General features: G+C 68.1%; 15 protein-coding genes. 8 read left to right on the top strand and 7 right to left on the bottom strand.

What is annotated here, in order from left to right; translation table 11 throughout:
• Positions 1–4 precede the first annotated feature (4 nt).
• A complete protein-coding gene (atzF, locus tag ACN9MV_RS01615; RefSeq protein WP_426391105.1) occupies positions 5–1,738 on the bottom strand; it encodes an allophanate hydrolase in 1,734 nt (577 codons plus the stop codon).
• A 190-nt stretch (positions 1,739–1,928) separates the two neighbouring features.
• Positions 1,929–2,783, bottom strand: coding sequence for a M48 family metallopeptidase (locus ACN9MV_RS01610; RefSeq protein WP_426391104.1), 855 nt, complete (start codon positions 2,781–2,783; stop codon positions 1,929–1,931).
• Between the two features lie 60 nt (positions 2,784–2,843).
• On the opposite strand from ACN9MV_RS01610, the gene ACN9MV_RS01605 reads away from it, so the two are divergent.
• The 6 genes from ACN9MV_RS01605 to ACN9MV_RS01580 all read left to right on the top strand — a co-directional run bounded on the left by ACN9MV_RS01605 (position 2,844) and on the right by ACN9MV_RS01580 (position 9,816).
• Positions 2,844–4,229 carry an AmpG family muropeptide MFS transporter gene (locus ACN9MV_RS01605; protein ID WP_093076729.1) on the top strand — a complete coding sequence of 462 codons (1,386 nt, stop codon included), beginning with the start codon at positions 2,844–2,846 and terminating at the stop codon, positions 4,227–4,229.
• 157 nt (positions 4,230–4,386) lie between these two features.
• Positions 4,387–5,589, top strand: coding sequence for a beta-ketoacyl-[acyl-carrier-protein] synthase family protein (locus ACN9MV_RS01600; protein WP_093053378.1), 1,203 nt, complete (start codon positions 4,387–4,389; stop codon positions 5,587–5,589).
• 5 nt (positions 5,590–5,594) lie between these two features.
• Positions 5,595–6,437 (top strand): beta-ketoacyl synthase chain length factor, encoded by an 843-nt coding sequence (locus ACN9MV_RS01595; protein WP_426391103.1) that lies wholly within the window; start codon positions 5,595–5,597, stop codon positions 6,435–6,437.
• Between the two features lie 118 nt (positions 6,438–6,555).
• On the top strand, positions 6,556–7,278 hold the full coding sequence (locus ACN9MV_RS01590; protein ID WP_093053372.1) for a response regulator transcription factor: 723 nt from the start codon (positions 6,556–6,558) through the stop codon (positions 7,276–7,278).
• Positions 7,279–7,288: 10 nt separating this feature from the next.
• Positions 7,289–8,488, top strand: coding sequence for an ATP-binding protein (locus tag ACN9MV_RS01585; protein ID WP_093053369.1), 1,200 nt, complete (start codon positions 7,289–7,291; stop codon positions 8,486–8,488).
• A gap of 71 nt (positions 8,489–8,559) precedes the next feature.
• The gene (locus ACN9MV_RS01580; RefSeq protein WP_426391102.1) at positions 8,560–9,816 is read left to right on the top strand and encodes an O-antigen ligase family protein; all 1,257 of its coding nucleotides are present in this window, start codon (positions 8,560–8,562) and stop codon (positions 9,814–9,816) included.
• Between the two features lie 33 nt (positions 9,817–9,849).
• On the opposite strand, the gene ACN9MV_RS01575 is transcribed toward ACN9MV_RS01580, so the two are convergent.
• Together ACN9MV_RS01575 and ACN9MV_RS01570 are read right to left on the bottom strand one after the other, a co-directional pair.
• Complete coding sequence (locus ACN9MV_RS01575) at positions 9,850–10,059, bottom strand: zinc-finger domain-containing protein (RefSeq protein ID WP_081270012.1); 210 nt, start codon at positions 10,057–10,059, stop codon at positions 9,850–9,852.
• A gap of 8 nt (positions 10,060–10,067) precedes the next feature.
• Complete coding sequence (locus ACN9MV_RS01570; RefSeq protein WP_093053364.1) at positions 10,068–11,021, bottom strand: branched-chain amino acid transaminase; 954 nt, start codon at positions 11,019–11,021, stop codon at positions 10,068–10,070.
• A gap of 143 nt (positions 11,022–11,164) precedes the next feature.
• Here ACN9MV_RS01570 and ACN9MV_RS01565 point away from each other — a divergent pair, with 143 nt between their 5' ends.
• Positions 11,165–12,166 carry a recombination-associated protein RdgC gene (locus ACN9MV_RS01565; protein ID WP_093053361.1) on the top strand — a complete coding sequence of 334 codons (1,002 nt, stop codon included), beginning with the start codon at positions 11,165–11,167 and terminating at the stop codon, positions 12,164–12,166.
• A gap of 12 nt (positions 12,167–12,178) precedes the next feature.
• Here the strand turns inward: ACN9MV_RS01565 and ACN9MV_RS01560 are convergent, their stop codons facing one another.
• Together ACN9MV_RS01560 and ACN9MV_RS01555 are read right to left on the bottom strand one after the other, a co-directional pair.
• A complete protein-coding gene (locus tag ACN9MV_RS01560) occupies positions 12,179–13,390 on the bottom strand; it encodes a M20 aminoacylase family protein (RefSeq protein WP_426391101.1) in 1,212 nt (403 codons plus the stop codon).
• A gap of 33 nt (positions 13,391–13,423) precedes the next feature.
• A complete protein-coding gene (locus ACN9MV_RS01555; protein WP_093053355.1) occupies positions 13,424–14,743 on the bottom strand; it encodes an MFS transporter in 1,320 nt (439 codons plus the stop codon).
• A 191-nt stretch (positions 14,744–14,934) separates the two neighbouring features.
• Between ACN9MV_RS01555 and ACN9MV_RS01550 the strand changes: the two genes are divergently transcribed.
• Positions 14,935–15,879, top strand: a complete 945-nt coding sequence (locus ACN9MV_RS01550; RefSeq protein WP_426391100.1) for a LysR family transcriptional regulator — start codon at positions 14,935–14,937, stop codon at positions 15,877–15,879.
• On the opposite strand, the gene ACN9MV_RS01545 is transcribed toward ACN9MV_RS01550, so the two are convergent.
• Positions 15,880–16,317, bottom strand: coding sequence for a glycerate kinase (locus ACN9MV_RS01545; RefSeq protein WP_093053349.1), 438 nt, complete (start codon positions 16,315–16,317; stop codon positions 15,880–15,882).
• Positions 16,318–16,344 lie beyond the last annotated feature (27 nt).

Genomic DNA, 16,344 nt, shown 5'->3' with positions numbered 1-16,344 from the left:
CTGATCAGTTGGAACTCGGGGTGGCGCGGCTCGCGACGTATGCGCGCCAGCCGCCATGGAGGGTCACGTCCTGCGCGCCGGCCAGCGCGTGGCCCTCGCAGATGAAGCCTTTCACCCAGCTACCGTCAGCCAGCTCGACGCTGCCGAGGCCCAGGGGCGGCGGAATGAGGGAGAGAAAGCTCCCGACCTGCGCCAGGGGCACAGCCCACACTTCGAGCGCGATGGCAGCGCCTTCATTGCCTTCGACCACACGCTGCAGGCCGGGCTTGGGCGGCACGGTGCCCGGCAGCGCATGCAGGCGGTAGGAGGACGAAGTGGTGGTGGCGCGCAGCAGCGTCGCCCCACGCTCGGTGAGCTGGCTGTTGAGCGGCATGCCCGAGAGATGTGCACCTACCACGGCGATGGGCAGGGTGCCGGCGTCCGGCGCGGCGAGGCCGGGAATGGCGCGCGGCTCGGGCAGCGGCACGCCGGTCGCGCCTTGCGCGAGCCCGGTGGCGTGGTGGTAACGCTGGCCCAGGTCGGCCAGCGCGAGGTCGCTGCCGCAGGGGCCGATCAGCGTGATGCCGAAGGGCAGGCCGTCCGCGCGCAGGCTGCTGGGCACGGAGAGCGCGGCGTAGTCAAGCAGGTTGACGAAGTTGGTGTACGCGCCGAGGTTGCGGTTGAGCACCACGGGGTCGGCGCGCATCTGCTCGCGGGTGTAGTGCGTGGGCGCGGTGGGCACAAGCAGCACGTCGATGTCGCGCCACATCGGCTCGACCTGCTGCGCGATGGCGCGCAGCCGCGTCTGGGCTTCGAACACGTCGGCAGCACTGTAGTTGCGGCCGCTCGCGAGGATGCCGCGCACGGGCTCGATCACCTCGTCGCCGTGCGCATCGAAGAACTCGCGCACCGCGGCGTAGCGTTCGGCGACCAGCGCGCTTTCATAGAGCAGCGCGGCGGCCTCGGCGAGCGGGGCGTAGGAAATGGTGACCGGCGAGCCGCCCATGGCCAGCAGGCGCGCGGTCGCGTCGTTGAACGCCCGTTCGGCGGCGGCGTCGCCGAAGAAGCTCAGCTTGTCGGGTACGCCGAAGCGAAAGTGCGCGGGCAGCGGCTTGCGGCTCAGGGTCAGGTCGCGCGAGTACGGGTCGCGCGCGTCGTGGCCGACTGCGGCGAGCAGCACGTCGACCGCGGTGGCGACGGTGCGCGCGAAGATCGAGACGCAGTCGGCGCTCTGCGCGGCGGGCACCACGCCGAAGGTGCTCAGCAGGCCGCGCGAAGGCTTGAGTCCGACGATGTTGTTGAGCCCGGCAGGCACGCGGCCCGAGCCGGCGGTGTCGGTGCCCAGCGCGAAGTCGACCTCGCCGGCCGCCACCACGTAGGCCGAGCCAGAGCTGGAGCCGCCCGAAACGTATCGCGCGTCGAAGGCGTTTGGCACTTCGCCGTATGGCGAGCGCGTGCCGTTCAGGCCGCAGGCGAACTGGTCGAGGTTGGTCTTGCCAGCCAGGGATGCACCGGCTTCGAGCAGGCGCTGCACCACGGCTGCGTGGACCGTGGGGAGGCGGTCGAAGGCCGGGCAGGCGGCCGTGGTGGGCACGCCGGCGACGTCGATGTTGTCCTTGACCGCGAAGCTCAGCCCGGCGAGCGGCAGGGCAAAGCCCAGGGCCTTGCCAGCCGCTGCGTCCGCCACGGGGGCCGCGAATTTCGCGATCCAGGCGGCGGCGGGCGATCCGCTTTCTCCGTTTTCTTCATGCACCATCATAAGGCATCCAAACATGTGTACAAGTTGAGATGCAAGCGGCGTGCCAACGGAAACGCGGTGTGGCCCGGATCTGAAACGTGTCGGGAATTGGCCCCTCTCCCCTCGGGGAGAGGACAGGTGCAGACGATGAGGCGCGGCTCTTATCTAGAGACCGCCGCCCTCTCCCCAAGGGGAAAGAGCGTCATGCAGGTCAGCTCTTCTTCGCGTCGCGGTAGAGCTGCTCGACCTTCGGCAGGTTCGCTTCAAGCTTCGTGATGCGATCCGGCCCACTCGGGTGCGTCGAAAGAAAGTTCAGGCTGCCCTGGTTCTTCGACGCCGCAGCCATCTTCTTCCACAGTGACACCGAAGCCTTCGGGTCATAGCCCGCGCGCGCCGCGAGTTCGAGCCCCACGAGATCGGCCTCGGTCTCGTCGCTGCGGCTGAACTTGAGCGTGAGGAGCTGCGTGCCGGCGCGCGCCGCCAGGTCGCCCACCTGGCCCCAGCCGAGCAGTTGCGCACCGATGGAGAGCGCCGCGCCCGTGCCCGCGCTCTTAGCCATGCGGGCGCGCGCATGCTCGCGCAGCGCGTGGGCCATTTCGTGGCCCATGACCATCGCAACCTCGTCGTCGGTGAGCTTGAGCTGTTCGAGGATGCCGGTGAAGAAGGCGATCTTGCCGCCGGGCATGCAGAAGGCGTTGATCTGCTTGCTGCCGATCAGGTTGACCTCCCACTTCCAGTCGCGGGCCCGCGAGTTCCACGGCGTGGCGAAAGGAATGAGGCGCTTGGCGATGGCGCGCAGGCGCTGCAGTTGCGGGTTGCTGTCGCCCGCGAGCGCATTCTTGGCGCGCGCCTGTTCGAGCAGTTGGCCGTATTGCTGCACGCCGGCAGCCTCGATCCTGTCGGCCGGCACGAGGTTGCGCGCCACCGAGGCGTTGCCGACATCGACCTGCGCCAATGCAGGTGCGCTCAGGGCCGCGCCGGCGGCGGCCAGGAGAAAGGCCCGCCGGGGATTCCACGTGGAAGCGGCAGAAATGGCGGAAACAGGGCGATCGCAGCGTGTGCACATAGGAGGCGGATCATAGGAACAAATGAAGACAAAGGCCCTGGCCGATGTCCCCCGCCACTCATGGACAATCCGGGGTTCATGTCCGCCTCGCCCGCAGAAACCCCCACCACCCCCTCACCGCCCTGGCGCGACGCGCTGAAGGTCTACCTAGAACCCGCCACCCTGCGCATGCTGGCGCTGGGTTTCTCCGCCGGGCTGCCGCTGCTGCTGGTGCTCGGCACGCTGAGCTTTCGCCTGCGCGAAGCGGGCATCGACCGCACCACCATCGGCTACCTGAGCTGGGTCGGCCTGGCCTACGGCTTCAAATGGGTCTGGGCGCCGCTGGTCGACCGGCTGCCCCTGCCGCCGCTGACCACGCTGCTCGGGCGCCGGCGCGGCTGGCTGCTGCTGGCGCAGTGCGTGGTGATCGCCGGGCTGATCGGCATGGCGTTGAACGACCCCCGGCTGGGCCTCACGCCGCTGATCTGGTGCGCTCTGCTGGTGGCCTTCGGCTCGGCCACCCAAGACATCGCCCTCGACGCCTTCCGCATCGAATCGGCCGAAACGCGCAAGCAGGCCGCGCTGGCGGCCGCCTACCAGACCGGCTACCGGCTCGCGATGATCTGGGCCGGCGCGGGCGTGCTGTGGGTCGCGGCCTGGGCCGAGGTGGCACCAGCCGCTGCGGTCACGGGCGCGGCGGCCTACCAGAACGGGGCGTGGAAGACGGCTTACCTGGTGATGGCGGCCTCGATGGCGGTGGGCGTGATCACGGTACTGCTGTCACCCGAACCGGTGCCGCGCGTGCTGCCCAAGGCGAAGAATGCCGCCGAATGGCTGCAGAGCGTGCTGGTAGAGCCCTTCGCCGACTTCATCCGCCGCTACAAGTGGCAGGCGGTGCTGATCCTCTCGCTGATCGCCATCTACCGCATCAGCGACGTGGTGATGGGCATCATGGCCAACCCCTTCTACGTGGACATGGGCTTCACCAAGGACGAGGTGGCCTCGGTCAGCAAGATCTACGGCGTGATCATGACGCTGGTGGGTGCCTTCGTCGGCGGCGTGCTGTCGATGCGCCTGGGCGTGATGCGGGTGCTGATGCTCGGCGCGGTGCTTAGCGCGGCCAGCAACCTGCTGTTTGCCTGGCTGGCCTCGCGCGGGCACGACCTGACGGCGCTGATCGCCGTGGTCTCGGCCGACAACCTGGCCGGCGGCATCGCCTCGGCGGCCTTCATCGCCTACCTGTCGAGCCTCACGAACATCAGTTATTCGGCCACGCAGTACGCCCTGTTCAGCTCGCTGATGCTGCTGCTGCCGAAGTTCATCGCCGGCTATTCGGGCGTCTTCGTCGACGCCTACGGCTACAGCACCTTCTTCGTCGCCACCGCGCTCTTGGGCGTGCCGGTGCTGGTGCTGGTGGCGCTGGCCTCGCGGATGACGGCCATCACAAGGCCCGCCGACCGTCAATAGGGCCTGGGCCCTATAGGAAACAGCCGACGCTGCGCGCGCCGCGCAACTGGTAGGCTGTGCCGGTATACATTCGTTTCTTTCATTCTCCTTTCCCCCCTCGCGCCCTCTTCCTGCGCGCCCATCGTCCGCGAGCCTGCCAGCAAGCCCCTACAAGATCGTGCCGTCCCGAATTTCTCCTCTCCAAATCAGCGCCTACACGGCGACCTCCGCCGTCGGTGTCGGCAAGGACGTGCTGGCCGACGCGCTCGCGCAGTCGCGCAGCGGACTGCGCGCCAATGACTTCGGCGACGCCCCTCTGCCCACCTGGATCGGCCGCGTCGACGGGCTCGAGGAGATCCGCCTGCCCGAATCGCTCGCCCATTGGGACTGCCGCAACAACCGGCTCGCCTGGCTGGGCCTGCATGCCGACGGCTTCATCGAGGCCGTGGCCGCCGCGCGCGAGAAGTACGGGGCCTCACGCATCGCGCTGATCCTGGGCACCTCGACCGCCAGCATCGGCGAGACCGAGCTGGCCTACACCCAGCTCGACGAACAGGGCATGTTCCCACCCAACCAGCGCCGTGCCGCAGTGCACACGCCGCACTCGCTGGCCATGTTCACGCAGCAGGTGCTGGGCATCAGCGGCCCGAGCGAAACCATTTCCACCGCCTGCTCGTCGAGCGCCAAGGTGTTCGCCTCGGCCGAGCGGCTGATCCGCCTGGGCCTGGCCGACGCGGCCGTGGTCGGTGGGGCCGACACGCTGTGCGGCAGCGTGCTGTTCGGCTTCAACTCGCTCGAACTGGTGTCGAGCGAGCCGTGCCGGCCCTTCGACGCCACCCGCAAGGGCATCAGCCTCGGCGAGGCCGCGGGCTTCGCGCTGGTCGAGCGCGTGCAGACCGGCGCCGATGCCGCGCCGCTGCACCTGCTGGGCTACGGCGAGGCCAGCGACGCGCACCACATGTCGACGCCGCACCCCGAGGGCCTGGGCGCCGAACGCGCGCTCGACGAGGCTCTGGCGCGCGCCGGCCTCGCGCCCGAGGCCATCGACTACATCAACATGCACGGCACCGCGAGCCAGAAGAACGACGAGGTCGAGGGCGCGCTGGTGGCGCGCCGCTTCCCGGCGCGCACGCACGCCAGCTCGACCAAGGGCTTCATGGGCCACACGCTGGGCGCGGCGGGCATCGTCGAGGCCGTCATCAGCCTGCTGGCCATCGAGCGCGGCGTGATGCCGGGCACCGTCAACACCCACACGCTGGACGAAGGCTTCGGCCCGCAGATCAGGCTCGAACCGGCGCGCGGCGAGGTGCGCTATGCGCTGACCAATTCATTCGGCTTCGGCGGCAACAACTGCTCGCTGGTGTTCGGCAAGGCGGCATGAGCGACATGAACCAAGCCCCCACGCCCCCGACCCTCTACATCGAAGGCCCCGCCTTCTGGACGCCCACGCTGCCCGGCTGGGAGGCCGCGCGCGCCGCTTTCCGCGGCGAAGGCACGCTGGCCGACCCGCCCGCCAAGCGCCCGTCGCCACAGGTGCTGGCACCGGCCGAACGCCGCCGCGCGCCCGACACCGTGGCGCTGGCGCTCGAAGTGGCAGCCGCCGCCCTGGCCGGCTCGGGCCGCAACGCTGCCGACGTGCCCTGCGTGTTCACCTCGGCGCACGGCGACCTGTCGATCAACGACTACATGTGCAGCACGCTCGCGAGCGACCCGAAGATGCTGTCGCCCACCAAGTTCCACAACTCGGTGCACAACGCGGCCGTGGGCTACTGGACCATCGGCACCGGCTGCATGGCGGCCAGCAACGCGGTTTCGGCCTACGAGCACAGCTTTGCCTCGGGCCTGCTCGAAGCTGCGGTGCAATGCGCCTGCGACCAGGAGCCGGTGCTGCTGGTGGGCTACGACGCGCCCACGGTGGGTGCGCTGACCTCCGTGACCGACAGCCGCGGCCTGCTGGCGCTGGCGCTGGTGATCGCCAGCGAACCGACCGAACGGACCGTGGCGGCGCTCGACTGGTCGCTGGCCGGCAGCGAGAACAACGACAACGCCACGCCGCCGCACTCGGAGGCCGCGAAGTCGCTCGCCGAAATCAACCCCATGGCGCAGGCGTTGCCGCTGTTCGAATCGCTGGCGCACATCGACAATGGCAACGGTTCGGCCCCCATCGACCTGCCGCTGTCTCCCACGCTGTCGCTGCGGCTGCAGCTGAGGCCGCACAGTCGGGGCTGAGTACCGTGCCCCCTGCCCCCGGCGCTATGCTTTTCGCAGCATCGCCGGTTGACAGGGATATTCGAGGTTTACCCAACTTTACGGAGCGTTCAAGCCTGCTTGCTCCCCGTGGACGACCATGAAGCGCATGAGCACCCCCCAACTCCTGATGATCGAAGACGACGCCCGCCTGGCGCAGATGGTGGGCGAATACCTGACGCAGTCGGGCTTCGCGTTCAACCATGCCGGCGATGGCGCCGCCGGGCTCGAGCAGCTGCAGCAGCACGCGCCCGACCTGGTGATCCTCGACCTGATGCTGCCCGACACCGACGGGCTCGAAGTCTGCCGCCGCATCCGCGCGCTGCCCGGCCCGCTGTCGAAGGTGTCGGTGCTGATGCTGACGGCCAAGGGCGACCCGATGGACCGCATCATCGGCCTCGAAATCGGCGCCGACGACTACCTGCCCAAGCCCTTCGAGCCGCGCGAGCTGCTGGCGCGCATCCGCGCCGTGCTGCGCCGCCGCAGCGAGAACGCCACCGAGGCCGAAGCCTCCACGGTGATGCGCTTCGGCACGCTGGAAATCGACCGCAATGCACGCACCGTGTCGGTGGCCGGCGCGCTGGCCGACCTGACCTCCTACCAGTTCGACCTGCTGGTGGCGATGGCCGAGCGCGCGGGCCGCGTGCTCACGCGCGACCAGATCATGGAGGCCGTGCGCGGCCGCGAACTCGAAGCCTTCGACCGTTCCATCGACGTGCACATGGGCCGCATCCGCGCGGCCATAGAAGTCGACGCGAAGAACCCCAAGCGCATCCTCACGGTGCGCGGCGTGGGCTACGTGTTCGCGAAACAGCAAGACTGAGCGGCTGCCGATGCTGCGCAGCCTCTACTCACGCCACCTCTACGTCCGCATCTGGCTCGCGGTGGTGGGCGGCGTCGTCATCCTCACGCTGATGGCCAACTGGATCGTGCGCGAAGCGGCGGAGGCCGAGCGCGAGCGCCTGGCACCGGTGCCGCGCAACGTGGTCGTGCTGGACGCACAGGACAAGCCGATCGGCGCGGGCACCGCCCTGCGCGTACCGGGCCAGGGCCTGGAGTTCGACGTGACGCTCAGCGACGGCAAGGCCATCACGCTGCGCGTGGCGCCACGCGAGCGACCCACCGGCTCCGGCGGCTTCGCGCCGTGGCGCACGCCCTTCGGGCTGGGCTGGATGATCGCGCTGGTGGGCGTGGCGGTGGCATTAGGCGTGTACCCGATCGTTCGGCGCATCACGCAGCGGCTGGAATCGCTGCAGCGCGGCGTGCAGCGATGGGGCGAGGGCGATCTCTCGGTGCGGGTGACCGAAGAAGGGCAGGACGAAGTGGCTGATCTCTCAAAACGATTCAACGCGTCGGCAGAACGCATCGAGCAACTGGTGCGTTCGCACAAATCGCTGCTGGCCAACGCCTCGCACGAGCTGCGTTCGCCGCTCACACGCATCCGCATGGGCCTGGAGCTGATGGGCGAGCGCCCGAGCCCGGCCGCTCGCGAGGAAATTTCGCGCAACATCGGCGAGCTCGACCAGCTCATCGACGAAATCCTGCTGGCCAGCCGGCTCGACGCCAGCGAGGCAGACATGGGCACCATCGAGGCCGTGGACCTGACCGGCCTGGCGGCCGAAGAGTGCTCGCAGGTAAATGCCGAGCTCGACCTGGCCGAAGGCACCGACAACGCCACGCTCACCGTGCCGGGCGTGTCGCGCCTGCTGCGCCGCGCGATCCGCAACCTGCTGGAAAACGCCCGCCGATACGGCGCCGGCGAAATCGCGGTGGAGCTGGGCAGCGCCAACGGCTATGCCACCGTGCGCGTCAACGACCGCGGCCCCGGCGTGCCCACGGCCCTGCGCGAACGCATCTTCGAACCCTTCTACCGTCTGCCGGGCGCCAGCGAGCGCAACGGCGGCGTGGGCCTGGGGCTGGCGCTGGTGAAGTCGATCGCCGAACGGCACGGCGGCACGGTGCGCTGCGAAGACCGCCCGGGCGGCGGCGCCAGCTTCGTGATCCGGTTGCCGGCCGTAGCGCGCGGGCACTGACCGCGCCACCCTCGCCCGCACGGGGCCGTGGTCAGGTTGGCTCCCAGATGCCAACCTAAAATCCCGCCCCTATGCAGAGATCGCACATCGTTCGGCCCGCGGCCATGTTCTGGGGGCTGGTGGTGTTCATGCCGGTCGGCGTCACCTACCTTTCGGCCATCTTGCTGCTGCTCACCATGCTGGTGGCCGGCGGCTTGCGCGAGCGCTACGCGCGGCTGCGCGCCAACCCGCTGTGGTGGCCGGTGGTGGCCTACCTGGCCTGGACCTTCCTCGTGCTGGCCTTCGGGCAGCACTACCCCGAAACCGGCTCCAACCTGTTCCACGGGGTGCGCATCGGCCTCACGATATTGATGGCGATGGCGCTCACGCGCGAAGAAGCGATATGGGCGCTGCGCGGCTTCCTGCTGATCGCGGCGCTGAATATCCTGCTGATCATGGCCTATTACGCCATCGGCTTTCCGGTCTGGTCGCCGTTGCGCGCGGTGGTTATGGAGGTGGGCAACAAGTCGATCAGCAACGCGCTGCTGTTCAGTGTGGTGGCGTCCACCGCCGCCGTGTGGGGCATTGCGCAGATCGCCGCGCACAAGCCGCTGCGTGCCATTCCGGCCTTCGTGCTGCTGCTCGGGCTGGGCGTGGTGGTGGCGCTGCCGCTGACTTCGCGTACCTCGGTGCTCGCGCTACTGCTGGTGATTCCGGTGGTGTGCATCCACCAGTGGCGCAACCATCTGAAGATGCTGGTGAGCGCACTGGTGCTGGGGGCCGTGGTGCTGGGAGCCGGGCTGTACCAGTTGCCGCAGCTCCAGCACAAGGTCGAGACCGGCGTGCAGGAAATCGAAGAGGCGCAGGCCGGCGCCATCTTCAAGGGCAGCTGGGTGATCCGCTACTACATGTACAAGGACACGGGCCTCATGATCGCCGACCGGCCGCTCACCGGCTGGGGCATCGGCGGCTGGACCGAGCAGTGGCACAAGCGCGGCCCGGCGCTGTTCGCCGACTCGAACATGCCGCACAACGACTTCCTGTGGGTCGGCGCGCAGGGCGGGCTGCCGGCCTTGCTGAGCCTGCTGGTCATCATGGTCGCCGCCGTCTGGCAGGCGTGGAAACGGCCCGACATGGCGGGCCGTTATGCGCTTGCAGCTACGTTGATCGCGCTGATCGCGTCGAGCGTGAATTCGGCCATGCGCGACGCGCAGATCGGCCTGGCACTGCTGTTCATCGCGATGGTCTACCTGCGGCTGGCGCAGGAGAAGCAAGACCCGGATCCGTGGCGCGACCTGCTGCCGTCGCGTTGGCGCAAGAAAGAAACCGCCCCTCAGGCTGCTGCCTGAACTGCAGTAAAGGGGCGGTTGCGTCGGCTCGGCTCAGTGCCGCGCCGACACCGTCTCGCCGGCCTTCAGCCGGTACACCGTGCCGCAATACGGGCACTTGGCCTCGCCGGTGCGCGCCACGTCGAGGTACACCTTCGGGTGGCTGTTCCAGAGCTTCATGTCGGCCTTGGGGCTGGGGCAGAAAACGCCGCCCTGATGATTGAGCTCCTTGGCCAGGAGTTCGACGACTGCATTGGTGGACATGGGTTCTCTCAGACTTTCGTGAGCCAGTGGGCGTACTTGGGGTTCTTGCCGTTCACGATGTCGAAGAAGGCAGACTGGATTTTCTCGGTGATCGGGCCACGGGCGCCGCCGTCGCCGCGGTTGCCGATCTCGACGCGGTCGAGTTCGCGGATGGGCGTCACTTCAGCAGCGGTGCCGGTGAAGAAGGCCTCGTCGGCGATGTAGACCTCGTCGCGCGTGATGCGCTTTTGCACCAGTTCCAGGCCCAGGTCCTTGCACACGTGCAGGATGGTGTTGCGCGTGATGCCGTTGAGCGCGCCGGCCGAAAGGTCGGGCGTGTACACCACGCCGCCCTTGACCACGAAGATGTTCTCGCCCGCGCCTTCCGACACGAAGCCGCTCGCGTCGAGCAGCAGCGCCTCGTCGTAGCCGTCGTCCAGCGCTTCCATGTTGGCCAGGATCGAGTTGGTGTAGTTGCTCACCGTCTTGGCCTGCGTCATCGTGATGTTGACGTGGTGGCGGGTGTAGCTGGAGGTTTTCACGCGAATGCCGCGCTTCATGCCCTCTTCGCCCAGGTAGGCGCCCCAGGACCAGGCCGCGACCATGGCGTGGATCTTGTTGCCCTTGGGGCTCACGCCGAGCTTTTCGGAGCCGATCCAGATCAGCGGGCGCAGGTAGCAGCTTTCGAGCTTGTTCTCGCGCACCACCTGTTTCTGGGCCTCGTTGAGCTGTTCGGGCGTGAACGGGATCTTCATGCGCAGGATCTTGGCGCTGTTGAACAGGCGCTCGGTGTGCTCTGCCAGGCGGAAGATCGACGTGCCGCCGTCCGCCGTCTTGTAGGCGCGCACGCCCTCGAAGGCGCCGCAACCGTAGTGCAGCGTGTGGCTCAGCACGTGGATCTTGGCGTCGCGCCAGTCCACGAGTTCGCCGTCCATCCAGATCTTGCCGTCACGGTCGTCCAGCGAGGGGGGGATCGAGCTCATTTCCTGATTCCTTTGTTTGGGAAGCGGTGTGGGGGTGGGGTGCGACGGGGGGGAAGTCGCAAAAGCTTTCGATTTTACGGCCGGGGCCGGAACGGGGTGCCCGACAATGGCCGGTTGTGCAAACCAGTGGAAAAAGGGTTTCCGTGTCCGTATTCAAGAACGTCATCGTCTATCGCATCGAACCTGCCTGGTCCCAAACACTGGCCGAGGCGGAAGAAGGGCTCGGCAAGCAGCGCTTCGAGCCTTGCGGCCCCTCGCAGGAAAAGTCCGCCGGCTGGGTCGAGCCCCGCGGCGAAGCCAACGGCCCGTTGGTCGAATCCATCGACGGCCAATGGCTGGTCGAATACATGATCGAGAGCAAGACCGTGCCCGGCTCCGTGGTGCGCCGCAAGCTCGACGAGCGCTGCGCGCAGATCGAAGCCACCACCGGCCGCAAGCCCGGCAAGAAGGAAAAGAAGGAGCTCAAGGAAGACATCACCCTGGAGCTGCTGCCCATGGCCTTCACGCGCAGTGCGCGCGTGGCGGTGTGGATCGACAAGGCCGAGAACCGCCTCGTGATCAACAGCGGCAACGCCGCACGCGCCGATGAAGTGGTCACCAGCCTCGTGAAGTCGCTCGACGGCTTTGCCGTGGCCCTCATCAACACGCAGATCGAGCCCGCAGCCGCCATGGCCAACTGGCTGCTGACGCAGGAGCCGCCGGCCGGCTTCACCATCGACCGCGAATGCGAGCTCAAGGCCTCCGACGACTCCAAGGCCGTGGTGCGCTACGCCAAGCACCCGCTGGACATCGACGAGGTGAAGCAGCACATCACCGACGGCAAGCGCCCGACGCGGCTCGCGCTGACGTGGGACGACCGCGTGTCCTTCGAGCTGACGCACGGCATGCTGATCCGCAAGATCACCTTCCTCGAAGGCACGGGCGACGGCGCCGCGGGCGGCAAGAAGGAAGACAACTTCGACGCAGACGTGGCGATTGCCACGGGCGAACTGGGCCAGCTGGTGCCGGCGCTGCTCGATGCTCTGGGTGGCGAGGCGGCGTTCTCGGCGGCATTGCCCGACGAAGCGCAGAAACCGGCTGTGGCAGCCGCACCCACGACGACCGTGCCTGCCGATGCGCCCGAGGAAGAAGACGCGCCGTTCTAAGGCCGCTATGGCTCAGGCGACCAGGTAGGTCTGCGCCAGCCGCACCCAGCATGCGGCTCCAAGCGGCAGCACCTGGTCGTTGAAGTCATACCCGGGGTTGTGCACCATGCAGCCCCCGAACTCGCCCTCCCCGTTGCCGAGCAGCAGATAGCAGCCCGGCAACGCATCGAGCATCCACGCGAAGTCCTCGCTGCCCGCAAAGCCCCGGGGCACTTTCGTGATGACGTTCTCCTCGCCCACCAGCTCGGTGCAGACCTGCGCCATCAGCTGCGTCTCGGCCGCGGTGTTGATCACCGGCGGCACCAGCTGGCGGTAGTCGATCTCGGCCTCCACGCCGTGCGCCTGCGCGGTGAGGCTCACGATCTCGCGGATGCGCTGCTCGACCAGCGCGCGCGTCTCGGGCAGTGCCGCGCGCACGTTCAGGCCCAGCGACACCGACTGCGGAATCACGTTGTGCGTGGCGCCGCCACGGATGAAGCCGACCGACACCACCGCCGTGTCGTCAGGCGCCACGTTGCGCGCCACCACGGTCTGCAGCGCCGTCACCACCGCCGCAGCTGCCGCGACGGGATCGCGCGCGCGGTGCGGCATGGCACCGTGTCCACCCACGCCCTTGATCGTGACATCGGCCACGTCGGACGACAGCGTGACCGGGCCTTCGACCGCCAGCACCGTGCCCACCGGCACGCCCGGCGCGTTGTGCAGCGCGTACACCGCATCGCAGGGGAAGCGCTCGAACAGGCCGTCCGCGATCATCGCGCGCGCGCCGCAGAGGTTTTCTTCATCAGGCTGGAAGATCAGGTTCAGCGTGCCGTCGAAGTTGCGCGCCGTCGCCAGCGCCTTGGCCGCGGCCAGCAGGATCGCCGTGTGGCCGTCGTGGCCGCAGGCATGCATGCGGCCCGGGTTTCGGCTCGCATACGGCAGGCCGGTGGCCTCGATGATGGGCAGCGCGTCCATGTCGGCGCGGATGCCGAGGCGGCGCGTGCCGCTGCCGAGCTTGAGCTGCGCCACGATGCCGGTCTTGCCGATGCCGGTGTGCACGTCGTAGCCCCAGCTGCGCAGCAGGCTGGCAACGAGTTCGCTGGTCGCGCTCACCTCGAAGCCTAGCTCCGGGTTGGCATGGATCTGGCGGCGGATGTCGACGAAGGCCTGCGTGTCGACGTCGGCCTGGGGGAGCAGGCGCGACAGGAGCTTCGTGGTCTGGGGGCTGAGTTCGCGGGTCATGTGAAAGGGTTCGCTCTCGGTGAAGTTCTTCGATCAATCGGCCTTGCGTTCGCGCAGGCTCAGCAGCGCACACAGGCTCAGCACGCCGCAGACCATCATGTAGAAGGCCGGCGACATCGGGTTGTCCGTCTTCGCGAGCAGCCAGGTGACGATGAACTGCGAGGAGCCGCCGAACACCGTCACACCTACGCTGTAGATCACCGAGATGCCGCTGGCGCGCACGCCGGCCGGCAGCATCTCGAGCAACATCAGGAACATCGGCGTGGTGCCGATGTTCACGCTCGCGGTCAGCAGCGCCGACAGCGCCAGCACCAGCGGCACGCTCGGGTAGTGGCTGATGATCCAGAACACCGGGTAGACGGCGACAACACTGAACAGCAGCGAGCCGATCACCAGCGGCTTGCGGTTCGGCAGCCTGTCAGCCAATCGCCCCGCTACCAGCGACACCACGAACAGCGTGATGCCCGTGACGCAGCCCGACAGCAGCGACAGCGACGGCGGCATGTGCAGCACGCGGATCATGTAGGTGGGCATGAAGAACACCACGAGGTACATCGTCGCCGTGCCCGCCGTGGTGGCGAGGATGCCCTTGAGCACCAGGCCGCCGTGGTTGCGCATCAGCCGCCCGATGGGGCTGGACTCGTGGCTTTCGGCAACGTGCGTTTCCTCCAGTTGCGAGCGGATGTACAGGCCCACCGGCGCGATCAGCAGGCCGAGCAGGAACGGCAGGCGCCAGCCCCAGCTTTCGAGCGACGCCTGCGGCAATGCGGCGTACAGCGCGGCGCCCGTGAGCGCGCCCAGCAGCGCAGACACGCCCTGGCTCGCAAGCTGCCAGCTCACGCGGAAACCCCGTCCCTTGATGCCTCCGGCCTCCATCAGCATCGAGGTGGCCGCACCCACCTCGCCGCCCAGCGAGAAGCCCTGCAGCAGCCGGCCCGCGACGATCATCAGCGAGCCGAACACGCCGGCCGACGCATAGCTGGGCGCGAACGCGATGCACAGCGTGCCGAGCACCATGAGGCCGATGGTCAGCGTCATCGCGGCCTTGCGGCCCTTGCGGTCGGCGTAGTTGCCGATGATCACGCCGCCCAGCGGCCGCATCACGAAGCCGATGCCGAAGGTGGCCACGGCCAGCAGCAGCGAGCCGTACGGGCTGTCGGAGGGGAAGAACAGCTTGCCGATCAGCAGCGCGAAGAAGCTGTAGACGGTGAAGTCGTACATCTCCAGCGCATTGCCCAGCGAGCAGGCGGCGATCAGGCGGAACTGGCTCTGCCTTCCCTTGCCTTGCACGGCGGTAGCGGCGGCTGGTGAAGGGCCCCGGATCGGGCTTGCGGGCAATGCGGCTTCGCTCATCTAATGTCACTCCACGAACAGGTTGCGGGGGGCCGGATCGGCCTCTGGCGGCGGAGTATTCAGGCAAAGCGCTGCGGCAAAGAATCACATATTTTCATGCTGATAACCAAACGGCATCCCCGTCATAAACAGGCACCGGAAGCCATCGGGACAACCCTCAGGACGCCTTATTTCGGGAGATCGGCACCACGATGAAGCTGCAACAGTTGCGCGTTCTGCTGGCGGTGGCACAGCACGGCAGCATCCATGAGGCGTCGCGCAGCCTGCACACCACGCAGCCCGCGCTGTCGAAGACCATTTCGGAACTGGAGCGCGAACTCGGCGTGACGCTGATGTCGCGTTCCACGCGCGGCGTGAGTCTCACCCCCTACGGCGTGGCGCTGGTCAAGCGCGCGAGCCTTGTCGAGCAGGAACTGCGGCATGCGCTCGAAGACATCGAGGCGATCCGCGGGCACGACGAGGCGCAGCTCAACATCGGCTTCACCGCGGTGGCGTCGAGCGGGCCGCTGCCCGATGCGATGGCTTCGTTTCGCCAGCGCTTTCCCAATGTGGCGATGCGCGGCTTCGAGCTGCGGCCGCAGCAGATCTTCGAAGGCCTGCGCGAGGGGCGGCTCGACCTGGGATTGGTTTCCACCTGCAACGGGCCGGGCACCAGCGCCCTCCAGTGGGAGCCGCTTTTCTCAGTGGCGATGCATTTATCGGTGCGTGCCGGCCATCCGCTGCGGCGCGTGCGCAAGCTGCAGCCGCTGCTCGACGCCGACTGGCTGGTGCTCGACCCCGTCGACGACGCCGGCAGCCCGCTGGTGAGCACGATGCGCCTGCACGGCCTGGAGATGCCCAGGCGCATGGTGCACAGCGCCTCGAACCTGCTGGGCCTGCAGTTGGCCACGCAGACCGACCTGATCAGCATGTGGTCGGATTTCGTCTTCCACGGCGCGGGGCCGCTGCGGCTGCAGCCCGGCCTGCTGGAAAGGCTGTCGATCACCGATGCGCTGCCGGACTTCGACGTGTTCCTGGTCTACCGCTCGGCCGACCTCATGACGCACGTGTGCACCGAATTCGTGAAGGAGGCGCGCCACCATGCGAAAGCGAATCCGCCTTGGCGGCAGCCAAGGCGCAAGGCGGGCGCGGGCTGATCAGGCCGCGGGGGTCTGCGTGCTGTCGTCTTCGGGCGCCGTTTCGGGCCGCGTCATCGTCCAGCTCTGCAGCTTGCCGCCGTTGAACACGGTATCGACATACGAGCCGCCGCCATCGGTCCAGCGGTAGTGCTCGGGCTGCTCGTCCTTGGGCGAGCGCAGCTCGCCGAGGGCGCGCGTCATCGCGATCACGTGCATCAGCGTCACGCCCGGCTTGAGCTTGGCATTGAGCATCACGGCGCTGGCCACATAGCCCACCGGCCGTTCGGCCGCGCGCTTGAGCACTTGCATCGCGCGGTTGAAGTGCAGCAGCAAGAACATCACGATCGCGCCGCCGGCCAGGGCAACACCGCCCCAACCGCCGCTGCGCCAGGCCAGCCCCAGGAGAAGGATGGCACCCACGGGCACCAGAAGTTTCTTGAAATCCATGGCGCGCATTGTCGCCGCCCCGGGGCGGGCGCCGAA

This window comes from Variovorax sp. R-27 (assembly GCF_049913215.1).
Lineage (GTDB): Bacteria > Pseudomonadota > Gammaproteobacteria > Burkholderiales > Burkholderiaceae_C > Variovorax.
The sequence above is the reverse complement of the archived record's forward strand: the minus strand, read 5'-3'. Positions and strand labels throughout refer to the sequence as shown.